Origin of the sequence: Sphingobium rhizovicinum, assembly GCF_042647625.1 — a bacterium.
Taxonomy (GTDB): domain Bacteria; phylum Pseudomonadota; class Alphaproteobacteria; order Sphingomonadales; family Sphingomonadaceae; genus Sphingobium; species Sphingobium rhizovicinum.
Genome location: NZ_JBHRVU010000004.1, coordinates 164,793 through 184,927 on the forward strand (window position 1 = coordinate 164,793; position 20,135 = coordinate 184,927).

Sequence of the window (20,135 nt, forward strand, 5' to 3'; positions counted from 1 at the left end):
ATGATGTTTCCATTGGGTGGCCGGTTGGGGAGTGGGCTGGCGCCGACATGCGTCGTGAAACGCATCTGAACAAGCTCAATGGCGAGTCGCGCGCGATGGGCGGCGCCCCGCTGCTTGCGCATTGGTGCGTATCTGCTTAAGCATGGAAGCAAGTTCCGGTCCCGCATTGGGGACTGGCGAGTGCAGAAGTGAGTTACGGCATGGTGCAGCAAAGCCGCCCATCGCCGCAGAGTTCCGGCCCGACCGGCCTCCATGTGGGCAAGCGCGTCCGCTCCGGTCCGGGTGAAGGGAGCAAGGCTGCGGCCATTCCTCCCCCGTCCAAGCAGCGGGGATTCGCGCTTCACGGCGCACGCGACCGGCGATCCTATGCCGCGATCGACCTTGGCACCAATAATTGCCGGCTGCTGATCGCCAAGCCGTCGGCCGACGGGTTCATTGTTGTCGACGCCTTTTCCCGCATCGTGCGGCTGGGCGAAGGGCTGGCCGCGACCGGGCGAATCAGTGATGCGGCGATCGATCGCGCCATCGCCGCCCTGTCCGTGTGCGCCGACAAGTTGCGCCGCCGCCATGTGACGCTGGCGCGCTCAGTTGCTACGGAAGCCTGCCGTCGCGCCTCCAACGGGGCGGAGTTCATCCAGCGCGTCTATCGGGAAACCGGCATCGCGCTCGACATCATCAGCGCGCAGGAAGAAGCGCGGCTGGCGGTGCTGGGTTGTCACGCGCTGCTGGAGCCGGGCGACGGACCGGCGCTGATCTTCGACATTGGCGGCGGATCGACCGAACTGGTGCTGGTCGACGCGCATGGCGATGGTGCGCCGCGCATCGTCGACTGGGTCAGCGCGCCCTGGGGCGTGGTGTCGCTGACGGAAAGCGAGGCGTTCGACCATGATGATCCGGCGCAGCGTCTGGCCGCCTATGGCCGGATGCGCGCGCGCGTGGCCGAAGCTTTCTCGCCGCTTGCCCGCCGGCTGCCGCAGGAGGCGCAGGGCATGCGCCTGCTCGGCACATCGGGCACGGTGACGACGCTGGCCAGCCTGCATCTGGGCCTGCCACGCTATGACAGGCAGGCGATCGACGGCCTGATCGTGCCGTGCGAATCGATGCGCGCCATTTCCGACCGCTTGTCGGGCATGGCGCTGGCCGAACGGCAGAAGCTGCCCTGTATCGGCACCGAACGGGCCGATCTGGTTGTGGCGGGTTGCGCCATATTGGAATCGATCCTCGACATCTGGCCGGCCGAGCGACTGGGCGTGGCCGATCGGGGCATTCGTGAAGGCATTTTACGCGGGCTGATGGACCGCGACGGGAGAGTGATGTGAGGGGTACGGGTGCCGGCAAGGTGCGGGTCAAGTCGGCCAAGGGACGGACGGCGCAATCGGTGCGCTGGCTGGAGCGGCATCTGAACGACCCCTATGTCCGCAAGGCGAAGCAGGAGGGCTGGCGCAGCCGGGCCGCCTTCAAGCTCATTGAACTGGACGAGAAATTTCATTTCGTGAAGGGATCGAAGGCGGTCGTGGACCTTGGCGTAGCGCCGGGCGGATGGGCGCAGGTGGTGCGCAAGATGGCGCCGAAGGCGGCCGTGGTCGGCATCGACCTGCTGCCGGTCGATCCGTTGCCAGGCGTCACTTTGTTCGAAATGGATTTCATGGATGACAAGGCGCCCGACCTGCTGCGCGAAGCGCTGGGGCAGGCGCCGGACCTGATCATTTCCGACATGGCGGCCAATACGGTCGGCCATGCCCAGACCGATCATCTGCGCACCATGGGGCTGGTCGAAGCGGCGGCCGATTTCGCCGTGCAGAATCTGCGCAAGGGCGGCACCTTCGTCGCGAAGGTCTTTGCCGGCGGTACCGACACCGAATTGCTGGCGGTGCTCAAAAGGCATTTCACCACGATCAAACATGCCAAGCCGCCCGCCAGCCGCAAGGGCAGCGTCGAATGGTATGTCGTGGCGCAGGGGTTCAAGGGGCGCGCAGACGAACAGGCGGAGTAGCCGCCAGAGGGGAATGGGGGCATTTGGTCGCAACGGTTTCGACGGTCGCCTATCTGGGGCTGGAGGCGCGCGCCGTGGAGGTGCAGTGCCAACTGGTCCCCGGCCTGCCCAACTTCATTCTGGTCGGCCTGCCCGACAAGGCGGTGGCGGAAAGTCGTGAGCGGGTGCGCAACGCCATCGCCGCGATCGGCCTGTCGCTGCCGCCCAAGCGCATCACGGTAAATCTGTCGCCGGCCGACCTTCCTAAAGAAGACCATTCTTTCCCCTTTTTGAACTTTCGTATGCTCGGCTGTAATTGAAATAATCGTTGCGAGTCAGTGCTATGGCTCGCGATCACGGATGACATTGCAATTCATACGTATGTTTCTTCCTTTGAGATGTTTTGCCGACGCGGCAGCCAACGTGGAAACGGCCGCAAGAATTCATGCTCCGAAGGTGAAATTTGAACACAGTGGAGCTCTTGCCGTAGCGCCTCCAATCTGCGACTGATCGGACGTCGTTGGTGGTAAGCCTGACGATGGGGCGTGGTAACCTCTCTAGCTGATGGCCGGTCGCAAAGTGTTGCGGCCGGGTGGCCGTCGCGCATGTCCAAGGCTCGCCTAAAGGCGACGGCGCTTGGAGCATCAGCCTAAGTTACCAACACCCGGCTCTGCCGGTCCGCCCCTGCTTGCAGCGTTGGAGGACTGAGCATGCGTATCGAGTTTACGGGTAATATTAAGCCCGAGGATTTTGATCGGGTTGTAGCAGCAGCTATGTGCGTGCTCGCGGAAGAGGGCGTCGCGAAGATAAACAGCGTCACCCTCGATTTTCTTGCATGGAGTGCCGGAGGAGAGCGACGGCAAGCGGTTGACAGTGACGGCTTTATGGCATCGTTGACGATACCAGGCGAAGAACTGGCTGCCATTCCAACCGTTGTACAACTTCAGGCGCCGGAGACCATCACGTTCCGCGATCGGCCTGAGGACATGGAATTCAACATGTTCAACATAGGGGCGGGTCGAGATGACTGAGGATGAAATTCTCCAAAGGAATCTCGAATTGGCAGTCGGTCTACCGACCGGATGGCAAGCGCTCTATCGGCAAGTGATCCACGATGTAGCAAAGGTCGATGGAACCGCAACGGTGGTCCAAGCTAAAGAGAAATTTGGCGAGATGCGGGTCTATTTGAAGGCTTACAGCGAGCCAGCTTTTGCCCTTACTGACGCCGCTACGGCTCGTTCTCGTACCCTGTGTCAAACATGTGCGGAACCTGCCGTTCTTTCGCGAACGACTGATGGGTTTTACGCGACTGTCTGTCCTCAACACTCAGATGGATTTGCGCCCGCGAAATTTACTCCCATGCGGCACGTAAGGGTACTAATCCCCAAACTCGACGATGATGTCGAGGACGATCCAAGCTGGTGATGCGAAAGGGGCAAAAATGATCGTTACCCTTGATGAGCATTTGGCGCGCATACGCGCTCGCAAAGTCGAGCTTGGCATCGTGGATAGCCCCGAGCGCACCGAAGCGATGCGCAATTCAGGGCTTCGGCGAACGGCGCGAAAGCGGGCGGCACTCGCGCGGATCGCCGAACGTTCCCATGCTGTGTGTATCATAGCCCTGGAAGCGCGCCGCTAGCGGGGTACGTTTAATGGCCAAACGCATTGTGGAATATATGTCCGCAATAAGGCGCGCGATCACCGACTTATCTGTGATTGCGCATTCGATTATCTCCAGAACACCTTCTATCCGTCTCCAATTCTGGAAAGTGTTCTTGTGGCAGCATTATTCGAACCATTCCGACTAGGTACGCGCACCCTCCCCGGCCCCGATCAATTCATGCTGTTTTGACGCCGCAGGGCGAACGGACGGCTAAGCTGGGGATGAACGTTCGCCGATGGAGACAGGAGCGAATGGCTATGGACGACAAATGCCGGAAGGTCTTGGGACAAAGCCGTCGTTCACGATCACCCGCCTTGATCGACTGCATTAGACGATAGCGGACGCTCAGGCCGTCCTCGGGCATAACGGAATGTCTCATCTAGCCAGTGGCCACTGCCGTCGATCACCCTACACTGGAACAGATGCTAATAACCCAAGCGGACCGCTGCTATGACTCAACTGACCAAGACCGATATCGAACTCGCAACCAAGGCCTATGGCGCCGCGCGGGCGGCGGTCCAGAACTGCCATGCGCAGGTGAACGCCTACGCCGATGCGGATGAGAACCGTCCCGACGACTTCGACCCTGAGGAATACCTGCAGGACATGGCGGCACAGCTGGAGACCCGCAAAAACCGGGTAATTTCGGCCTGGCTTGACAGACGTCGAGGCTTCGGAGCGCACGAACGGCATCGTTCGGACCGATTTCCACGATGCCTAGCGTTGATTTCGCCGGTTTGGCTGGCTTGCAGACAGAGTCAGCCCCTGCATTCCCGGCGTTCGTGGAAAATCAGGCGGTTGAAGTTGTAGGCCAAGTTGCAAAGCGTCAGTTTTGCCTCAGCGCGGGCGAGGCCGATGGTGCGGATGAACAGGTTGAACCGGTTCTTCTGATGGGCGAAGACATGTTCGACATGGGCCCGGATCGAGGATTTGGCTGCATTGGCCCGCGAGGTGGCCTTCGACATCGGCTTGCCCATAGGTTTGCGCCGATGAATGCGGGACGTGAGCATCTGATCCGACAACCACTTCTCGTTGCGCCTGGAGCGATAGGCACTGTCTGCCCAGACCTCGGAACTGGTATTGTCCGTGCTGACGACCTGCCGGAGAAGACGCCCGTCCGCCGCTGACGCCGAAGTCACCGCCATGCCTCGGATGAAGCCGAAGCGTCGATCGATGCTGATGTGGGATTTGTAGCCGAAGACCGGCAGGGCGATCATGGGGAGCGGCGTTCCATCCGCTCGATACCGAACTTTCCCGCCGATCTTGAGGGTCCAGCGCGCGTCGGTATCCTTCTGTGCTGCCTTGTTCGGCTCGTTCGGCCAGATATCTCTGGCGCTCTTGCCCGACTTGATCGCTTCGCGTTCGCCCTCGGTGTTCCGCTGTCTTGGTGCAGGCACCAGCGAGGCGTCCACGAGTTGCCCGGACATTGGAATGTAGCCCTTCTTCTGGAGTTGCCAGTCAAAGGCCTTCATCACCCGCTTGAGCGTTCCCGTCTCGGTCAGGCGATTGCGAAAATGCCGGATCGTGTTCTCATCCGGCGTGCGGTCCCCAAGCGACAGTCCCAGAAACCGCAGCCAACTCAGCCGATCGCGGATCATGAACTCCATCCGGGCGTCTGACAGATTATGCTGCGCCTGCAGGATCAGGGCCTTGAACATCATCACCGGATCGAAGGGTGGGCGTCCGCCTTTGGCTCCATCGCCATAACCAAGCCCTTCGACCAGCCACGCTCGGAAATACTCGAAATCCACCGTCTCCTGCAAAACCTCAAGCGGATCGCCCTCCTTGCTCAATGCCTCAAGGTGATCGCTCAAACTGAACAGGGACTTGGGATCCATGGCTGGCCTCCGTGATCGCGCGCCCTCAATGAATCATCATAGCCGTCCAAACACTACCGGTTTTTGCGGGTCTCCAGCTGGAGGAACTGAGCCGGAAGGCCATCGACGCACTGCGGATTCTGCTTGAGCTGCTCGGCCTCGACGCGACGCGGATCGACTTCGACGACCAGATCGCAGTGTTCGAGGCAGTCGACTTCACGAAGGTCGGATACTTCGACGAATATTACGGTGCGAACAACGTGGTGGTGGACGCGGTGAGTCGGCGCCTTGATCGCATCGCGCCGCTTATCGAGATTCCGGCGGACGTGAGGACCGAGCGACGCGTGCTCGCTCGGATGCTGCGACAGACCGCGCATTACCTCGACGCGATAAATAATGTACCGACCAGGGAAAAGGACGTGCAAGACGCTCTTCAGCCGGCGCTACGGCTCGCGTTCCCCGACGTCATTCGCGAACCACCCATCCCGAAACAGACCAAGACCTACCATCCGGACTTCGGCATCGATTCCATTGCGACGGCGGTCGAGGTGAAGTTCGCCGACGACAAGCAGAAGGCGAAGTCAGCGATAGGCGAACTGTATGAAGATATGAAGGGATACGAGGACAGCGAATTCTCGCTCTTTGTCGGACTCGTCTACCTAACGGGCGCCTATCTTTCCCAGGATCAGGTCGATGCCGAGATGAAGAAGGTCGGCACTTCGAAGAACTGGCGCGTCTACTTGGTCTTCGGAGATGGAAAGCCCAAACCGAAGCGTGGCCCGGCGGAATCCGCGAAAGCGGCAGCCACGTGAGGCAAGACGAGGTCGCGGCCGGCCTGCGCGAGCTTGCGTTTGACTTGTTCTACTGGTTCTCGCGCTTTGAGTTCGCCCTCTGGCCTTCCCCGTGATCGGAGCTCGTGCCCAGCCGGACTGGGACCGGTTCGTAGTCGTGCATCAGGATCAATACGCACCCGATCAAGCCGCGTACGCCCTCATAGAGGCGAATCCGCTCCGACAGATCGTGGCTGCGCGTGCCGCTCGGAGACAATCAAAGACTGGTGCGCTGTCAGAACGGATGGTTCGAACAGGCGTTCACGCTTGATCGCCAAGTGAACTTGCCGACCTTCCCGCCTAGGGTTGAGCGGGCGGCTCGCCAGTCCAGTCCTGCACGAGCGTAGGCCAGTCGATCACGCGCGGACTCTTACCGGTCCACACGTCCCAGAAATCAGGGTCTGAGGATTGCGGCCGATGTTCCTCGGCCAGTTCGTCCATTTCAACCAGCAAAGGGATCGGCGTCGCCCAACCGAGAAGCACGGCCTGACGCGATGGCAGGCTAGGAAGCTCCTTCAGCAGACCCGCAACATTATCCGGAATAAGCCGTGCGACTAACGCCTGGTCAAGGTCATTCACGATCCGATGAAGCAGGAAGGTGTTGCACTGGGCAAGGATGGTCGGGGACAGCTCGGACGGTCGCTGGGAGGATAGCATGAGGCCCAGGCCGAACTTTCGTCCTTCTCGCGCGATCTTTTCGAATGTCTCGCGGCAGAGTTGCGCGGGGTTCTCAGGAACGCCCTCATCGTTCCCACCGCGGCGAACAAAGCTATGCGCCTCTTCCAGGACCAGCGTCGTGGGCAACGGCTTTCCGTCCGGATGCAGCCGTCTGTAGCGCTGCAATGCTTCGAAGGTCAGTCGGCCGAGCACGGCGACAACGATATGGACGACCTCGGAGGGAACGAGTGAAAGATCGATGATCGCCACCTGACCGTTCGCCGACGCGTTGCTGCCGATCAGATCGTCGAGCCAGGTATCGAAGCTGATCTGCGGTTCGCTGCCGACAACCTGCCCAAGCCGGGGATCTGCCATCATTCCCCGGATTCGCATGCCAAGCGTGCTGATGAAGCCCGCAAGGCCGCCCCCTTCGGTCGCGGCGATCCGCTCGAGGTGATCCGGCAACATCTGCACGTCGAAGGGGATCGGCGCATCCTCGGTGATTTGTGCGGCCGCCAAGGCATCCTCGACCTGATCGAGGAATGATTGCAGGGCAGCCTGAACGGATTCGATTTCCTCGACGGCGAAGCTGTTGAACCAACCGTTGTTTCCGCGACGATTGTTGGCGACGTCTCGAATGGTCGCGGCAATGTCGGTGAGCGTTGCCGCAGGGTCTCCGTCGAGCCGCGCGCTCATCGCGTCGCAATCCGCTGCCATGTTGTCCATCAGGTCGCCGCATTGGCGTCGTGGCCCGGCATCGCCCGCAAACGCTGCCGGTCCGCGCGCGAGCAAGGCATCGACCAGCAGCCTGTACGAGTAGATGTGCCGCCGAACCAGCGCCGCCGCCGGCACGTCGGCGAGATTGCCGCTTTTCAGGTCACGAAGGGCCTGGAGCAACAGCGGTCGCTGCGCGCCCGGTCGGGCGAATGACACCGCCGTCCATTCATGGCCGTTCCAGAGCCAGGCCGGCAGGCGCAGTGCTCGCTCACCCTTCTGATCATCGACGGGTGGCACGCGGAACAGCCGGACATTGTCCGCGCGATCGGCGAACGCTTTGGCGTATTCTCCATTGGGGTCGAGAATAATGAACCGGGCGTTCGGCCCTTCAGCCGGGTTTGTGAGCGCAGTTTGCGCGGCGTCGAGCGACCATCGGATTAGACCTGCAACCGAGCAGGACTTGCCGCTGCCGGTATTACCGAGCACAGCGACGTGACGCCCAAAAATCTTGTCCGGATCGACCATGATCGAGGTGTTTGCGGCAAGCGGCGAAGAGCCGATCCGGACACGGCGATCCTTATCCTTTGCACCGACGATCGCTGCGATCTGTTCGGGCGTCGGTATAAGGATCTGATCGCCGACCGAAGGAAAAGCGACCACGCCGCGGCTGAGGTCGTAAACGCTGGTTCCTGCGCGGCGGTCGCGGCGCACGGTCAGCGTGCCGATCGGAGTTAGCGCCATTTTTCGCAGCGGGAACGGCAGGTCGATGAGGCCGAAGTCTTTCAGCCCCGAGCGTTTTGGAAATGGCGAGCGCTCGATGCCGATCCAGGTGACATAGGCCACTGTCGCGCCGGCCTCATTGGGTATCAGAACATAGCTGTTGAGGCGGGGAAAACTGGTCGGCGTACCTGTATTGAGTGCAGTTGATTGTGGAGCATCAAGATCCAGGAGGACGCGAATTTCATCGGACGAGATGGACTCGACCGTGCCGATGACCAGCTCAGACAAGCGCTCAACAGGAGAGCTCATGCGGCACCGCCCGGTTCAGCCGGCGCATCCGCAGCCGGTGCCGCGACGACAACCGGGACTTCGGTGAAGGCCCGGTTCTTCAGGAGCTCCGACATCCGTCCGGTGATATAGTCGAGCGCGGGCTTTGGAAGATAGTCGTCGACCAGACGCTGAAGGCTCCCGAAATGACGGCCAGCAAGGAGGCTGACCTGGGCTGGCCGGGTATGCGCGAGGAACCCCTTGATGCGATCATCGAGATCGAACGCGATGATAACGAGATGCGCAGATGGCACCGACAGCATGTCGAGGAGCACTCGGTTGATGTGATCGTCACCAAAGCCATAGCCGTAGGTGACGACGACGGAATTGGGCTTGCACGTCGCAGAAGCGAAATCTCGAAACAGCTCTGCATACGGATATTGGGTCGTCTCTACGTCTTTCGCCGGATTTGGATAGATCATGACGGTATCGACGGGAGAATCCGGAAGGCTTGGATGATCTTCCGCCGCACCAAAGGGGGTCTCGGCACGATAGATACGCCGCGTAGACTCGTCGAAGCGCCAATCGAGACTGCCGTGCAATTTCGTCAGGCGAACGACGCCTTCCATGAAGCGCGGTTCACCACGAATTCCTGGCGGATTATAGTGATAGTCCAGCTCGATGCGTGTGTTGCGAAACAAGGGGCGCAAAGTGCCTACAAACCGATCGATGATGCGCAGGCCGGCGTCGTCGCACCCGCGTTCGATCAGTCGGTCGTAGTTGGTCGTGAACACGTGCAGGCGCTCGCGTGACGCCGCACGGCTGGCGAAACTCAGTAGAAAGGACTGGAGCATGGCGGAGGCCGGCGCGCTGTCGGCGTCGGCGATACCCCGTTCGGTCGCAAGCAGGGAATAGAGAAAGGTCTCAATAGCAGCGTTGATGTCGGCACGGACGGATTCCGCAGCATCCTTGTCAATGATGTCGAGCCCGTCGAGCACAGCGATGGCGCTGCGTAGCTGATCCTCGATATTAGCTTCGCCGCGCCCCATCTTCTTGGCGCTGGCGGCAGCATGATCCATGATGGCCTTGGCATGGGCCGAAGTGCCAGCGGCCACATCCATTCCCGTTGCGGCTACCCCCGCCGCGAACGCGACGGATGTCGTGAATCCGCTACCTAGCAGGAGGTTGAGATGCTCTGCCTGAAATACCGCAGATAGCCAGGGCTCGATCCGGCGACGGTGCAGCGCGACGAACTGATCGAGTTCATCAGCGTCCGTCGGGATGTCGTCGAAGGTCTCATTTGAAGATCCCACCCGGTAGCCGTGCGCCTTCCACTCCATACATTCCCCCGACCTGTATTCATGAAGCTGTGCCACAACTGACCCGGTCGACCGAGACAAAATTGTTCCGAAAGTCCAGCACGTTCTCCCGACAAATCCAAGTGCCGCTATATAGTCGGGATGCCCGATGATAGAACGAATGGCCGATCAGAAGGGCTGATCCTCGTCCTCGTCGAGGTCATCGTCTTCCTCCTCATCGTTGTCGTCGTCATACTGGCTTGAGCGCTCTTCGATGGCGAAGGCCACTGAGCCGAAGTCGTTCTCGTCGAGATCCTGGAAGACGCTCGGAAGTCTATTGGGTGCGAACAGGGTTATACCTTGCTGAGCGAGATCCTCGATGAGTTCGTTTCCGAGCGTTAGGTTTGCGCTACCTGCCCAGCGTCGCGACCGCCATTCCAGAAGCAACGGCCAATAGGGTCCAGACCCAGTTTCGTTCGTGACGATCTCAGCGGCAGCTTCAAATACGGCGGGTGCGACCAGAGTCTGCTCGACGCAGGAGAGCAGCGCCATCACAGTGAGCGGACCGCAGTTCTGAACTATCAGATTGGCCGTTCTGATGGGGATCTCAATGCCGAGCCGGATCGCGGCATAAAGTGCCCACGACACTTCACCATCGTTTCCGAGGCGCCCGTGCCGATCCAGTATCGCCACCAGGATCGGCGACCAGTCGGCGATTACGAGGTCGCGGAACGCCAAGTGGCGCCAGACGATCATTCGGGCGACGTAGTCGATGGAATGACCGAAATGCACCGCAGCGCGCTTGAGGAAGGGTTCCACAACAGGCCACTGGGTGGCGGCGAGGTTCGACCGATCCAAGTAGCGAAGGGTGTACTTGAGAACCCCGTCGTCGTTGTTTTTCGAGGTGAGCGAGAAAGCGTATTCAAGCGCTGCACGAAGTCGCTCCGGAATGCGTCGATCAAGCGAATTGCTCGCGAACTCGAACTTGGCGGCGATGTCAGTCGGCCATGTGTCGGAAAAGGAGAAATTATCGGAGTAAATCGCCGTCTTCGATTCGTTGATGTCCAACTCAAAAAACCGAATGGCTTCCCTGTAACGCCACAGTGCCTCCTCGGCTGCGGCGTGGGTGTCGGCACCGATCCAAACGTCGTCGACGTGCCGTATCAGGTCGCAGTTCTGGTGACCGCCGCGGCGGACAAATTCTTGGTCGATCGCGGTGCCGATCACCTCCGCGACGTATCTCGACGCGTCAGGTCCGACTGGAACGCCAACCGTCTGGCCGTCTTGCCCTGCCCGGACGATTAGGTCGAGACGGTTGGCGTAACAGTTCGCGGAGGCGGGATTGCGGTCCGCCTTTGCGGCGGCCCGCCCGTGCACGGCCCAAGGAATCGAGTGGGTGTAGATCGTGTGGTAGAACCGCGAGATGTCAGTCCGCGCGACGAAGCGATACCGAGCGAGACGCGATAGCCGAGCGCTTTCAAGCTCGGAATGCGATGCGATCGTTACCGCCCTGTCCATATCTGGGTTGTGGACCGGTTTGGACAGGCTGAAATTCGACAGCGCGAAATGCTGCGTCAGCTCCACCTCCCGGTTGGCGACAAAGCGCGCGAGATCGTGGGCGGTCGACGGATGGACGAATGAAAATTCGCGACGCGTCATCCCTCGTTTGGACGCGTTGAACGGAGATGACCTAACCGGATGCCTCCCGTCGGTGAGCCATTCGTTGCGAGCCGCAAGGTTGGCGCCGATAGCAGCCGTCACGAAAGTCGGCGGTAGGTTCTCGGGTAGATACCCCTTCTCGAGAAGATCGTGCTTCAGTGCCATCGGCACTATGATGACACCGCGATTTGATCATGGCCAACGAAAGTCTGCTTTTGGCATGAGCAGACGTCGATATGTCTATTAGGAACGACCGGCTTTGGTCGATAGTATGGAAAAACCCGACCTTGCAGTAATGGCCCGCCCTGATTCAATGGCCTTGTCGCTGGGAGACAACGTGCCTGATGTGCTGAGCAGCCCGGCAGCACCGGATCGGCGGGATCCGTGGAACCGACCCGTCGGGCCGCCGCCCACGTGATATGTATGATCCCGTTTTAAGCCTGACGTCGCGCATTGCCCCTGGCCAGCCAACGGAGGGCATCGGATCAGGACGCGGGATTTCCGTTGAGGCAGTTTTCTAGTGACCCAAAGTGCTCGGAATGAAGATAAATCGACAGCCCAGTCCACATATCATGTCCGATGCAAATGTTGGGGCTAATCAAATTTCTACGGACGTGCCTCGGCCTACGTCCGTTTGATTTACGATTTTCTGGTCATTAACGGACGTAATCGACAAAAAATAGACAAATAATAGCATTGATACGTCCCATGATTAACGCTGTTGACGCATCGAACATCGATTTCATACAGCTTGACTATGAGTCGTATCAAACAGGACAGTGTCTTTACACTCCGGCTGGCAGGGCATCATCGTCCTTATCGGTTTGATCGTATCGCAGAAGCTTATGGCGCAATGGCCGCGCAGCGGTTGATGCAAATGTGGGTGCTCACCTTCCAGTTTGTGCCATCTGGAACAGTAGAGCAGGCCCATAGTGTGCTAGTCCGAACGCTCTGTGAAATGAGATCGATGAATAAATCCAAGCCAACATTGGATTTTAGCGGAATTTTTGAAGACCTTATTAATAACACAGGGCCACTTGATGGGAGGTTGTGGGAAAAATCGATCCGCAACTATCTGTCAGAGATATGCCCGCAGTGGAATAGGGCTACAAATAAGACCCTGAGTAAGCGGAATAACGTCGCGTACACATTTAACTCAATGCTCGCTGCGCTAGAGGATCGGGGTCATTGTCTTGATTTTCAACCAATCCGAGGCCTCCGAGGGGGACGGAAAAAGCCAGGCAAGGTTGCCACACTGGGGCAATTGAGGCGCTGCAATGGTAATACAGAACAAGAAGGATACGTTCCTCTGGAAGAATCTGGTCTAATACAGATTGAACATTCTAGAGCTATCCTTGAAGAGCTGAAAACGGTTCTGCTGAACGATTTGAAATCCATGTATGAAAAATGGAAGATCGGTCAGGGATATATATCAATGTACTCTGACTTGGGAGAAATTGAGGCGGAGCGGATGATATCCAAGCCGAGGGTATTCGAATTGCTTTCGAAAGACACCAGCAGCTCATCATTTCTTAAGATGAAGTCCGAAACTCTTCCAGCTTTGATATTCATGATCAAATCCCGGTATAACGATGATATAAAAGTGACGGCCATGCCTAATAGGTACAGGCTTCTTATTGAGAAATTTGGCGGACTCACTGAAATATTGAAATATATCAGGCCAAATGGACATGCAGCGAATGCAATATCTGGCTTAATTATTTGTGACACTGGGTTCAACCCGAGCGTTGTCTCTGACCTTCCGGAGAATCCTTTCCTGAACAAGGAGTCTCACGGCAAAACCACGTTATCGACGATTGCAGCGAGGAAGCGGCGCGCAAAAGGTAAGGTGGTTTACGGATTGATCGAGGGTCAAGAGGCGCAAGTCGCAACGTCGCGGAAGAATTCACTGAATACGTGTGATGCCATTGCCATGTATCGGGAGATGACGTCGGAAATTCGAACAGAGGCTAAAAAATCTGGCCAAGAAGATGCTTCGAAGAAGTTGATAATATACGGTTTGAATGGTGGATACAAAATTGGCCAATTTAGCAATGATGCATCCAGATTTTCTGGCAATGAATGGAGAGATTTTCTAAATAGGCATGAAAGAAATGAGATTATAGGTGGACTGAAGATAAATCGGGCTACGATACGAAAAACCGTTTTGCAGCTGTCTTACTTCGATAATGACGCCGACATTTCAATCGCTCAGGCGCTGGCTGGGCATGAGGACGTCAGTACCACGTTTGATCACTACTTGAATGCTCCTTGGATGGCCAAAGCCATCGAGTCGCACATTCGCCATTTCATGAACTTGCTTGAGGTGGCAATCGCGCCCGATGTGAATTGGGAGGCCTTTGCCGGGGTATCGAGCATATTGATCGATCAAAGGAAGGCTGAGGCCGACGACCTCGGCTTGAGCTTCTACTGCAGCGATAAAGACGTCGATGTGAGCCAACTGGCTCGAACTGGGCCCTCTTGCACTCCGCTAGATCCTTGCCCGCACTGTCCGGTCAGGCGGTTCGCACCCTCGATGAAGGCCTTCCGTTCGCTGGCCATCGCGCAAATTGCGCTAGACCTCGCAAGCGAGCGGATATCTGAAGAAAACCCAAAGCGTTGGTACGCTGTCTGGCTCCCATGGCATGCCTTGGTGATCGCTTATCATCGGCGCCTGAAGCGTAGTCCTTACCGCTTCGACTTTGAACAAGTCTCCAAGGCCGTGGCGGCAGAGTTCAAAGAGGGTCTGATCTGCTTGCCGGAGATATTCTGACCATGTCATTGGCACCAAAGACGTCAATAGAGCGCGGGAATTCTGCATCAAGTGTACTGGCGGAATTCGGAAGACCGTACTGGTTCTTCGGGAACAGTCTCGAAGATGACGTCTGGAAGATCATGATGCATGACGAGGAACTCGAACGTCGCATAGATACGACCCTCAGGTTCGATCACCCAATGTTCCTGAGCGGTCAATCCATGCGCGAAGGAGGTCGCATGAACGATTTGTACACGTGCAAAATAGCGATGTCGTGTGCGATGGATCCAGACAAAGGCTTTGTTAAGAGCGCGAAAAATGCCTCACAGCTTCACATGGCCTTTCTGAACATGGTGAGATGGAAAGACGATCAAGATATAGTGAATTTTTCAGACCTGACGAGAGGAAACTATTTAGAATACATTGATGAACTAGCAGAAGGAGGGATTCACAAGCTCATAGCTGTCGAGGCGCGGGTCGACCGTCTCTTGGAGATCATTTCCTCGACTGACTTCGATATATCCACCTATGATGATTTCGGGAGGTTGCGTAGTAATTCACTCGTAGGCTTGGTTGGGTTGGGCTCCCGAGGTCAGGTACCTGCTCCACAGTGGGAGCGTGTGGCGAAGCTTGTCCAAGACCGGTGGCCAAAACTGGAATGTAATCATACGCCTCGTAATAACGCAGCTTATAAGGGTGGTTCTGCATCCCGCGTTCGTTCCGCTGTCGCCGTTTGGGAGCACTTGTGGTGCTACCGCGATAACCTTCATCATGATCCGATCGAGTTCCGCGCACTTCTGCCGCATGAAACCATAGATTCGGTATCAAACAGCATAGTTAAGCCAGAATATAACACCCGGACACTCCCTCCGCCCGAAAAAGTGTGCGAATTGGCGGCCCGTGCAATCGAGTTCATCGTAACCGGTAAAAACGAGATCATCGATTTCCACCGTTCCATTGTGGTATCTTACGAACCGGTCGCCAGCTATTATAAAGCCAACTCGCAAGCTAAAATCAGTGCGGTGGAGAGGAGCGTCAGCGCGATTTGCCTCAATGATGCAGTTAATTCTCACTTCAACTATTGGCGCAACGGAGATGACGGAACTTGGTATTCACTCAATTATAGGATGCTTCGATTTTTCAACGGGTCAGTTATCGGCGGGAGCATAATTGCTGCGAGCACATTTCTGGCACGTAGGCCGAATGAGATTAATAGCATGAAGACGCGAGCGATTACGTCTTTTGATAATGGCCATTACACGGTAACTCATCTCGCATCTAAGACCGAAGGGGATATGAAAACCATCCCGGCGCCTCGGACTGTCGCCGTCACGTTTGAACTCCTTGAGGCGATCGGTGAAGGGCCGGGGAATGAGGCGGGTTGGCTTCTTTCCATTCAGAATCCGATCACCGGTAAAGCAGCACCGTCGCCATGCGTGAATAGAGCGGTCAATATGTTTGCGGAGGCCGCCGGTGTTCTCCTGCCTAATGGAGAGAGGTGGAGCGCGTATCATCAGCGGCACTTTTTTGCGACGGTCTACTACTACCGCTTCAAGTATCCCTGGCTTGACGCCCTGTCTCAGTTTCTCGGGCATTCCGGAATGGAGCGTACGCGATACTATGTGCACTCACACATCGCGGGTGACAGGCTGAATTGGGCTGAGGCGCAGCATGCGAAGCGGCGCGTCAACGAAGCCAAGCAGGCGCGAGAGGATTTCGAGCGAGTACGGGTTCAGCATATCAAAGATTCAGTCACCGAGGCCTTTGACGATCCTGGAAGCATGACGGGTATCGGGGGTAAGGCCTGGAAGCGCGAGATCGAACAAATGATCCTCGCGATCGAACCGGGCATCGCGGTGAATGAGCTCGACAGCGCGCACCCGTCGTTCGATCAGGTGCTGTCGGTGTGGATAATAGGCAAATGGTTGGAGCCTCATCCTGAGGGGCATTCCTATTGCAAATGCGGTCTAGATGCGGCGGACCTTTCTGCTGCGGCATGCTTAGCTGAGGCAATGGAAAAGGACGGCGAACTGCCGTTGTTGGGCAAGTCGGTAGCGAATGCGACGGACATGGTCTGCAGCCTGTGCCCCCATAACGTTCAGTTTCGCGCGCTTCAGGGCAAATGGGAGGGAATTCACGCCCGTGCGAAAGCTGGCGTTGAGGCTGCAACTGATGAGATATCGCGCAAAGTTTCCGAGGAGCGCGAGCGCAGGATCCGAGAGCACATTCGGCGGTATTTCGGGATAGGGGAGGCTTAAGTTGGCCAGAGCTGCCCCCTCAGTTCGTGATCGGTTCGAAACAAAAGTAATAGCGCTGGAGGCAATGTTCGCTGCCGGCGTTTTGCCGGATGCCAGTATCCCCCGTAATCCATCTGAGTTGCGGCGCTGGGCAGGTGTCTGCGTTGTTGGCCAGCAGGAATTCGTTGTGGTCGCTTGGTCGAGTCCGAACGACTATTACTCGTCGTCCAATCATTTGCTTCGAGCCAGATTTGAAGCGATCATCCGGAAATTCAATGGCCAGAAAGCCAAGAACTCAAACGCCCTAAATTCTGCCTTAGCGGCCCAGATTATCAATATAATGGCTGACTTGGAGCGTGAACAACAGGCTCACGTCGTTACAAAGCAAAAACTAGAAAATAAAAAAAGAGACTATGCTGAACTTCTGAAAAATACTCAGAATGTTGTCGGCATGAAATCCGTATAATTTTATGATAAAAATAATACATGCTCCACAAGATTATAAATATCGTAGGAGGAATGGTCCTCGATTGCCGATATTGGTCGACGACGAATCAGGAGTGATATGGGAACTGCAGAGATATATTTTCTATCGATTCACAATGAGGAAGATAAGTGTAGGGACGCTAAACGATGAAGCATACATTCTGAAAAGTTGGATGAGTTTCTTAATAAAGCAAAATGTAAATCTTGTTGATGCATCGAATTATACAATATCGGATTTCTATGAATATCTTAAAGAAAAAGGAATTGGAGAGAGGAGGCTTGCAAGAACAATAGATGTGATATTTAAGTTCTACGTTCATTCAAGTTCATCATATGATGAGTATAGGGGAATGGTAGCCGATCCTTTGAATGGATTGGATGGCCCTGGCTTTCCCATTTCTGTCGAAATAGCGTATAAACGAGACAAAGGCCGTTTGGTCCCACGCTATGTCTGCGCCGTTAAGATTGATCGATCCGGCGGCTCTCTGCCTCGGCCGACGCCCGACGAGGAGCAGGTCGATGCGGTGCTGACGAAGCTCAACGCAATGACCTCTACCAGCGAGATGAAATTCATGCGGTGGTTGATGGCAGGCTGGATGTATTACAGCACTTTGAGATGTGGTGGGGTAGCACAGGTCTCGGTACCTTCTATCGCAGACGCGCTCGCAGAACACGGGGTAGTGACAGAGGGCGGTGATCCATATGATTTGGAAAACGCGTCTGATGAGCAGAAAGCTATTATCACGGAAAAAGTATCTGAACTTCGCAAGAAGGGTTTCACATTCATATCTGTGATCGTGATCGAGAAGGGGCGTAAGAAGAGAAAGGTTCCATTGCCGCTAGATCATCTTGAGTACAATTTACATTATATCTGGAACATAAGGCCAGATTTTGTAAGAAAGATTAAAGATGACTGTCTATTCCTTAGCCGGAAAACTGGTCGTGGCTATCAACCGAATTCGATTGGTAATATGATAAATGCTGCTTTTAAGGAAGCAAAGGTACCGGGGTCTGCCCATCGACTACGAGCCGCATGCCTCGAAAGACTTACGAGGGAGGCATTCTTCCGCCACATGGCGATGCATGGGAGTGCATGGGATCGAAAGATGGTGCTCATGGAAATCGCTGAGGTTGCCGGACACGCTAGAATAAAGACGCTACGTCGATATCTGAATCGGCTGGTGGCTCAGTTTTCTCGCCATGCTGGCAGTCCAATCCTGGTTCGTGATGCTGCCCTAGCTTCGAAATTTCGAGGATTATTGAAACGAATGGAGCGCGATAATCAATTGGCGGCTTCACTGGCAACATTCCTTGATGTTCACCAGATTGAGCCAGAAGATCAGTTTGTTGCTGCGGGGATTACTAACGAGCTCAAGCGTATCAAGTTCTAGCGCTGACATCCCAGCTGCGCGAGATAAAGCTGGAGACCCGCAAAAACCGGTAGTGTTTGGACGGCTATGATGATTCATTGAGGGCGCGCGATCACGGAGGCCAGCCATGGATCCCAAGTCCCTGTTCAGTTTGAGCGATCACCTTGAGGCATTGAGCAAGGAGGGCGATCCGCTTGAGGTTTTGCAGGAGACGGTGGATTTCGAGTATTTCCGAGCGTGGCTGGTCGAAGGGCTTGGTTATGGCGATGGAGCCAAAGGCGGACGCCCACCCTTCGATCCGGTGATGATGTTCAAGGCCCTGATCCTGCAGGCGCAGCATAATCTGTCAGACGCCCGGATGGAGTTCATGATCCGCGATCGGCTGAGTTGGCTGCGGTTTCTGGGACTGTCGCTTGGGGACCGCACGCCGGATGAGAACACGATCCGGCATTTTCGCAATCGCCTGACCGAGACGGGAACGCTCAAGCGGGTGATGAAGGCCTTTGACTGGCAACTCCAGAAGAAGGGCTACATTCCAATGTCCGGGCAACTCGTGGACGCCTCGCTGGTGCCTGCACCAAGACAGCGGAACACCGAGGGCGAACGCGAAGCGATCAAGTCGGGCAAGAGCGCCAGAGATATCTGGCCGAACGAGCCGAACAAGGCAGCACAGAAGGATACCGACGCGCGCTGGACCCTCAAGATCGGCGGGAAAGTTCGGTATCGAGCGGATGGAACGCCGCTCCCCATGATCGCCCTGCCGGTCTTCGGCTACAAATCCCACATCAGCATCGATCGACGCTTCGGCTTCATCCGAGGCATGGCGGTGACTTCGGCGTCAGCGGCGGACGGGCGTCTTCTCCGGCAGGTCGTCAGCACGGACAATACCAGTTCCGAGGTCTGGGCAGACAGTGCCTATCGCTCCAGGCGCAACGAGAAGTGGTTGTCGGATCAGATGCTCACGTCCCGCATTCATCGGCGCAAACCTATGGGCAAGCCGATGTCGAAGGCCACCTCGCGGGCCAATGCAGCCAAATCCTCGATCCGGGCCCATGTCGAACATGTCTTCGCCCATCAGAAGAACCGGTTCAACCTGTTCATCCGCACCATCGGCCTCGCCCGCGCTGAGGCAAAACTGACGCTTTGCAACTTGGCCTACAACTTCAACCGCCTGATTTTCCACGAACGCCGGGAATGCAGGGGCTGACTCTGTCTGCAAGCCAGCCAAACCGGCGAAATCAACGCTAGGCATCGTGGAAATCGGTCCGAACGATGCCGTTCGTGCGCTCCGAAGCCTCGACGTCTGTCAAGCCAGGCCGAAATTACCCGGTTTTTGCGGGTCTCCAGCTCAAAAAATGTGCGTTTATTAGCGGTTAGTCCGCTCATGACTGGGGTTGGGACAAAACCGACGTTCGCGAGCTGCGCCGGGAACGGCAGGTTCCCGTCCAACACCTGCCGTTCCTGAAGCACTGATGATCGTTTCCCGGAATGCGAGGGATGGCCGATTGCGGAATGGCAGTTTCTCGTCGGCCGAGATGCACTAGCTGCCAGTCCGGTTCCGGGTGGGAAATCATCGAGGCACGAAGCGTGCGATTGCCGTCGAGCATGGCCATCATCCCAGAGCAAGGGGGTAGCGGAATATTGGACCGATGTGCATAGCAAGTCATGCCCCGGCGCAAAGACATAT

General features: G+C 56.7%; 16 protein-coding genes and 1 pseudogene. 13 read left to right on the plus strand and 4 right to left on the minus strand.

Going from position 1 to position 20,135, the window contains the following annotated elements:
• The first annotated feature begins 200 nt into the window (after positions 1–200).
• The 7 genes and pseudogenes from ACFOKF_RS02140 (at position 201) to ACFOKF_RS02170 (ending at position 4,445) form a co-directional block, all read left to right on the plus strand.
• Positions 201–1,319 (plus strand): Ppx/GppA phosphatase family protein, encoded by a 1,119-nt coding sequence (locus ACFOKF_RS02140; RefSeq protein WP_380792762.1) that lies wholly within the window; start codon positions 201–203, stop codon positions 1,317–1,319.
• Entirely contained in the window at positions 1,316–1,993 is a 678-nt protein-coding gene (locus ACFOKF_RS02145) for an RlmE family RNA methyltransferase (protein WP_298400455.1), read from the plus strand. The genes ACFOKF_RS02140 and ACFOKF_RS02145 overlap by 4 nt, the downstream gene beginning before the upstream one ends.
• A gap of 23 nt (positions 1,994–2,016) precedes the next feature.
• Positions 2,017–2,244 (plus strand): annotated as a pseudogene (locus ACFOKF_RS02150) (magnesium chelatase domain-containing protein); the annotation flags it as partial.
• Positions 2,245–2,682: 438 nt separating this feature from the next.
• The gene (locus tag ACFOKF_RS02155; RefSeq protein ID WP_133084308.1) at positions 2,683–3,003 is read left to right on the plus strand and encodes a hypothetical protein; all 321 of its coding nucleotides are present in this window, start codon (positions 2,683–2,685) and stop codon (positions 3,001–3,003) included.
• Positions 2,996–3,397, plus strand: coding sequence for a hypothetical protein (locus ACFOKF_RS02160; RefSeq protein ID WP_133084307.1), 402 nt, complete (start codon positions 2,996–2,998; stop codon positions 3,395–3,397). Before ACFOKF_RS02155 ends, ACFOKF_RS02160 begins: the two co-directional genes overlap by 8 nt.
• A 16-nt stretch (positions 3,398–3,413) precedes the next feature.
• Complete coding sequence (locus ACFOKF_RS02165; RefSeq protein ID WP_228228058.1) at positions 3,414–3,611, plus strand: hypothetical protein; 198 nt, start codon at positions 3,414–3,416, stop codon at positions 3,609–3,611.
• A gap of 474 nt (positions 3,612–4,085) precedes the next feature.
• A complete protein-coding gene (locus ACFOKF_RS02170; protein ID WP_380792767.1) occupies positions 4,086–4,445 on the plus strand; it encodes a hypothetical protein in 360 nt (119 codons plus the stop codon).
• Here ACFOKF_RS02170 and ACFOKF_RS02175 read toward each other — a convergent pair.
• Positions 4,394–5,473: an IS5/IS1182 family transposase gene (locus tag ACFOKF_RS02175; RefSeq protein ID WP_021233694.1), complete on the minus strand. Its 1,080-nt coding sequence runs from the start codon at positions 5,471–5,473 to the stop codon at positions 4,394–4,396. The genes ACFOKF_RS02170 and ACFOKF_RS02175 overlap by 52 nt on opposite strands.
• 176 nt (positions 5,474–5,649) lie before the next feature.
• Between ACFOKF_RS02175 and ACFOKF_RS02180 the strand changes: the two genes are divergently transcribed.
• The gene (locus tag ACFOKF_RS02180) at positions 5,650–6,264 is read left to right on the plus strand and encodes a PD-(D/E)XK nuclease domain-containing protein (RefSeq protein ID WP_380792770.1); all 615 of its coding nucleotides are present in this window, start codon (positions 5,650–5,652) and stop codon (positions 6,262–6,264) included.
• Positions 6,265–6,582: 318 nt separating this feature from the next.
• Here the strand turns inward: ACFOKF_RS02180 and ACFOKF_RS02185 are convergent, their stop codons facing one another.
• From ACFOKF_RS02185 to ACFOKF_RS02195, 3 genes are all read right to left on the minus strand, one after another.
• Positions 6,583–8,685: an ATP-binding protein gene (locus ACFOKF_RS02185; protein WP_380792773.1), complete on the minus strand. Its 2,103-nt coding sequence runs from the start codon at positions 8,683–8,685 to the stop codon at positions 6,583–6,585.
• The gene (locus ACFOKF_RS02190; RefSeq protein WP_228227596.1) at positions 8,682–9,983 is read right to left on the minus strand and encodes an SIR2 family protein; all 1,302 of its coding nucleotides are present in this window, start codon (positions 9,981–9,983) and stop codon (positions 8,682–8,684) included. Before ACFOKF_RS02190 ends, ACFOKF_RS02185 begins: the two co-directional genes overlap by 4 nt.
• A 147-nt stretch (positions 9,984–10,130) precedes the next feature.
• Positions 10,131–11,765, minus strand: a complete 1,635-nt coding sequence (locus tag ACFOKF_RS02195) for an RNA-directed DNA polymerase (RefSeq protein ID WP_228227595.1) — start codon at positions 11,763–11,765, stop codon at positions 10,131–10,133.
• Positions 11,766–12,357: 592 nt separating this feature from the next.
• Here ACFOKF_RS02195 and ACFOKF_RS02200 point away from each other — a divergent pair.
• The 5 genes from ACFOKF_RS02200 to ACFOKF_RS02220 all read left to right on the plus strand — a co-directional run bounded on the left by ACFOKF_RS02200 (position 12,358) and on the right by ACFOKF_RS02220 (position 19,655).
• Positions 12,358–14,373: a hypothetical protein gene (locus ACFOKF_RS02200; RefSeq protein ID WP_380792776.1), complete on the plus strand. Its 2,016-nt coding sequence runs from the start codon at positions 12,358–12,360 to the stop codon at positions 14,371–14,373.
• A 221-nt stretch (positions 14,374–14,594) separates the two neighbouring features.
• Positions 14,595–16,613 (plus strand): hypothetical protein, encoded by a 2,019-nt coding sequence (locus tag ACFOKF_RS02205; RefSeq protein WP_380792779.1) that lies wholly within the window; start codon positions 14,595–14,597, stop codon positions 16,611–16,613.
• A gap of 1 nt (position 16,614) precedes the next feature.
• Entirely contained in the window at positions 16,615–17,058 is a 444-nt protein-coding gene (locus tag ACFOKF_RS02210) for a hypothetical protein (RefSeq protein WP_380792782.1), read from the plus strand.
• A gap of 136 nt (positions 17,059–17,194) precedes the next feature.
• Complete coding sequence (locus ACFOKF_RS02215) at positions 17,195–18,469, plus strand: hypothetical protein (RefSeq protein WP_380792785.1); 1,275 nt, start codon at positions 17,195–17,197, stop codon at positions 18,467–18,469.
• 106 nt (positions 18,470–18,575) lie between these two features.
• Entirely contained in the window at positions 18,576–19,655 is a 1,080-nt protein-coding gene (locus tag ACFOKF_RS02220; RefSeq protein WP_021233694.1) for an IS5/IS1182 family transposase, read from the plus strand.
• The last annotated feature ends 480 nt before the right edge of the window (positions 19,656–20,135 follow it).

Coding starts and splice junctions, on each gene's coding strand:
- ACFOKF_RS02175 (WP_021233694.1), bottom strand. CDS start 5,473: ATGGATCCCAAGTCCCTGTTCAGTTTGAGCGATCACCTTGAGGCATTG.
- ACFOKF_RS02190 (WP_228227596.1), bottom strand. CDS start 9,983: ATGGAGTGGAAGGCGCACGGCTACCGGGTGGGATCTTCAAATGAGACC.
- ACFOKF_RS02215 (WP_380792785.1), top strand. CDS start 17,195: ATGAGGAAGATAAGTGTAGGGACGCTAAACGATGAAGCATACATTCTG.
- ACFOKF_RS02160 (WP_133084307.1), top strand. CDS start 2,996: ATGACTGAGGATGAAATTCTCCAAAGGAATCTCGAATTGGCAGTCGGT.
- ACFOKF_RS02205 (WP_380792779.1), top strand. CDS start 14,595: ATGAACGATTTGTACACGTGCAAAATAGCGATGTCGTGTGCGATGGAT.
- ACFOKF_RS02220 (WP_021233694.1), top strand. CDS start 18,576: ATGGATCCCAAGTCCCTGTTCAGTTTGAGCGATCACCTTGAGGCATTG.
- ACFOKF_RS02200 (WP_380792776.1), top strand. CDS start 12,358: ATGAGTCGTATCAAACAGGACAGTGTCTTTACACTCCGGCTGGCAGGG.
- ACFOKF_RS02195 (WP_228227595.1), bottom strand. CDS start 11,765: ATGGCACTGAAGCACGATCTTCTCGAGAAGGGGTATCTACCCGAGAAC.
- ACFOKF_RS02140 (WP_380792762.1), top strand. CDS start 201: ATGGTGCAGCAAAGCCGCCCATCGCCGCAGAGTTCCGGCCCGACCGGC.
- ACFOKF_RS02155 (WP_133084308.1), top strand. CDS start 2,683: ATGCGTATCGAGTTTACGGGTAATATTAAGCCCGAGGATTTTGATCGG.
- ACFOKF_RS02170 (WP_380792767.1), top strand. CDS start 4,086: ATGACTCAACTGACCAAGACCGATATCGAACTCGCAACCAAGGCCTAT.
- ACFOKF_RS02185 (WP_380792773.1), bottom strand. CDS start 8,685: ATGAGCTCTCCTGTTGAGCGCTTGTCTGAGCTGGTCATCGGCACGGTC.
- ACFOKF_RS02165 (WP_228228058.1), top strand. CDS start 3,414: ATGATCGTTACCCTTGATGAGCATTTGGCGCGCATACGCGCTCGCAAA.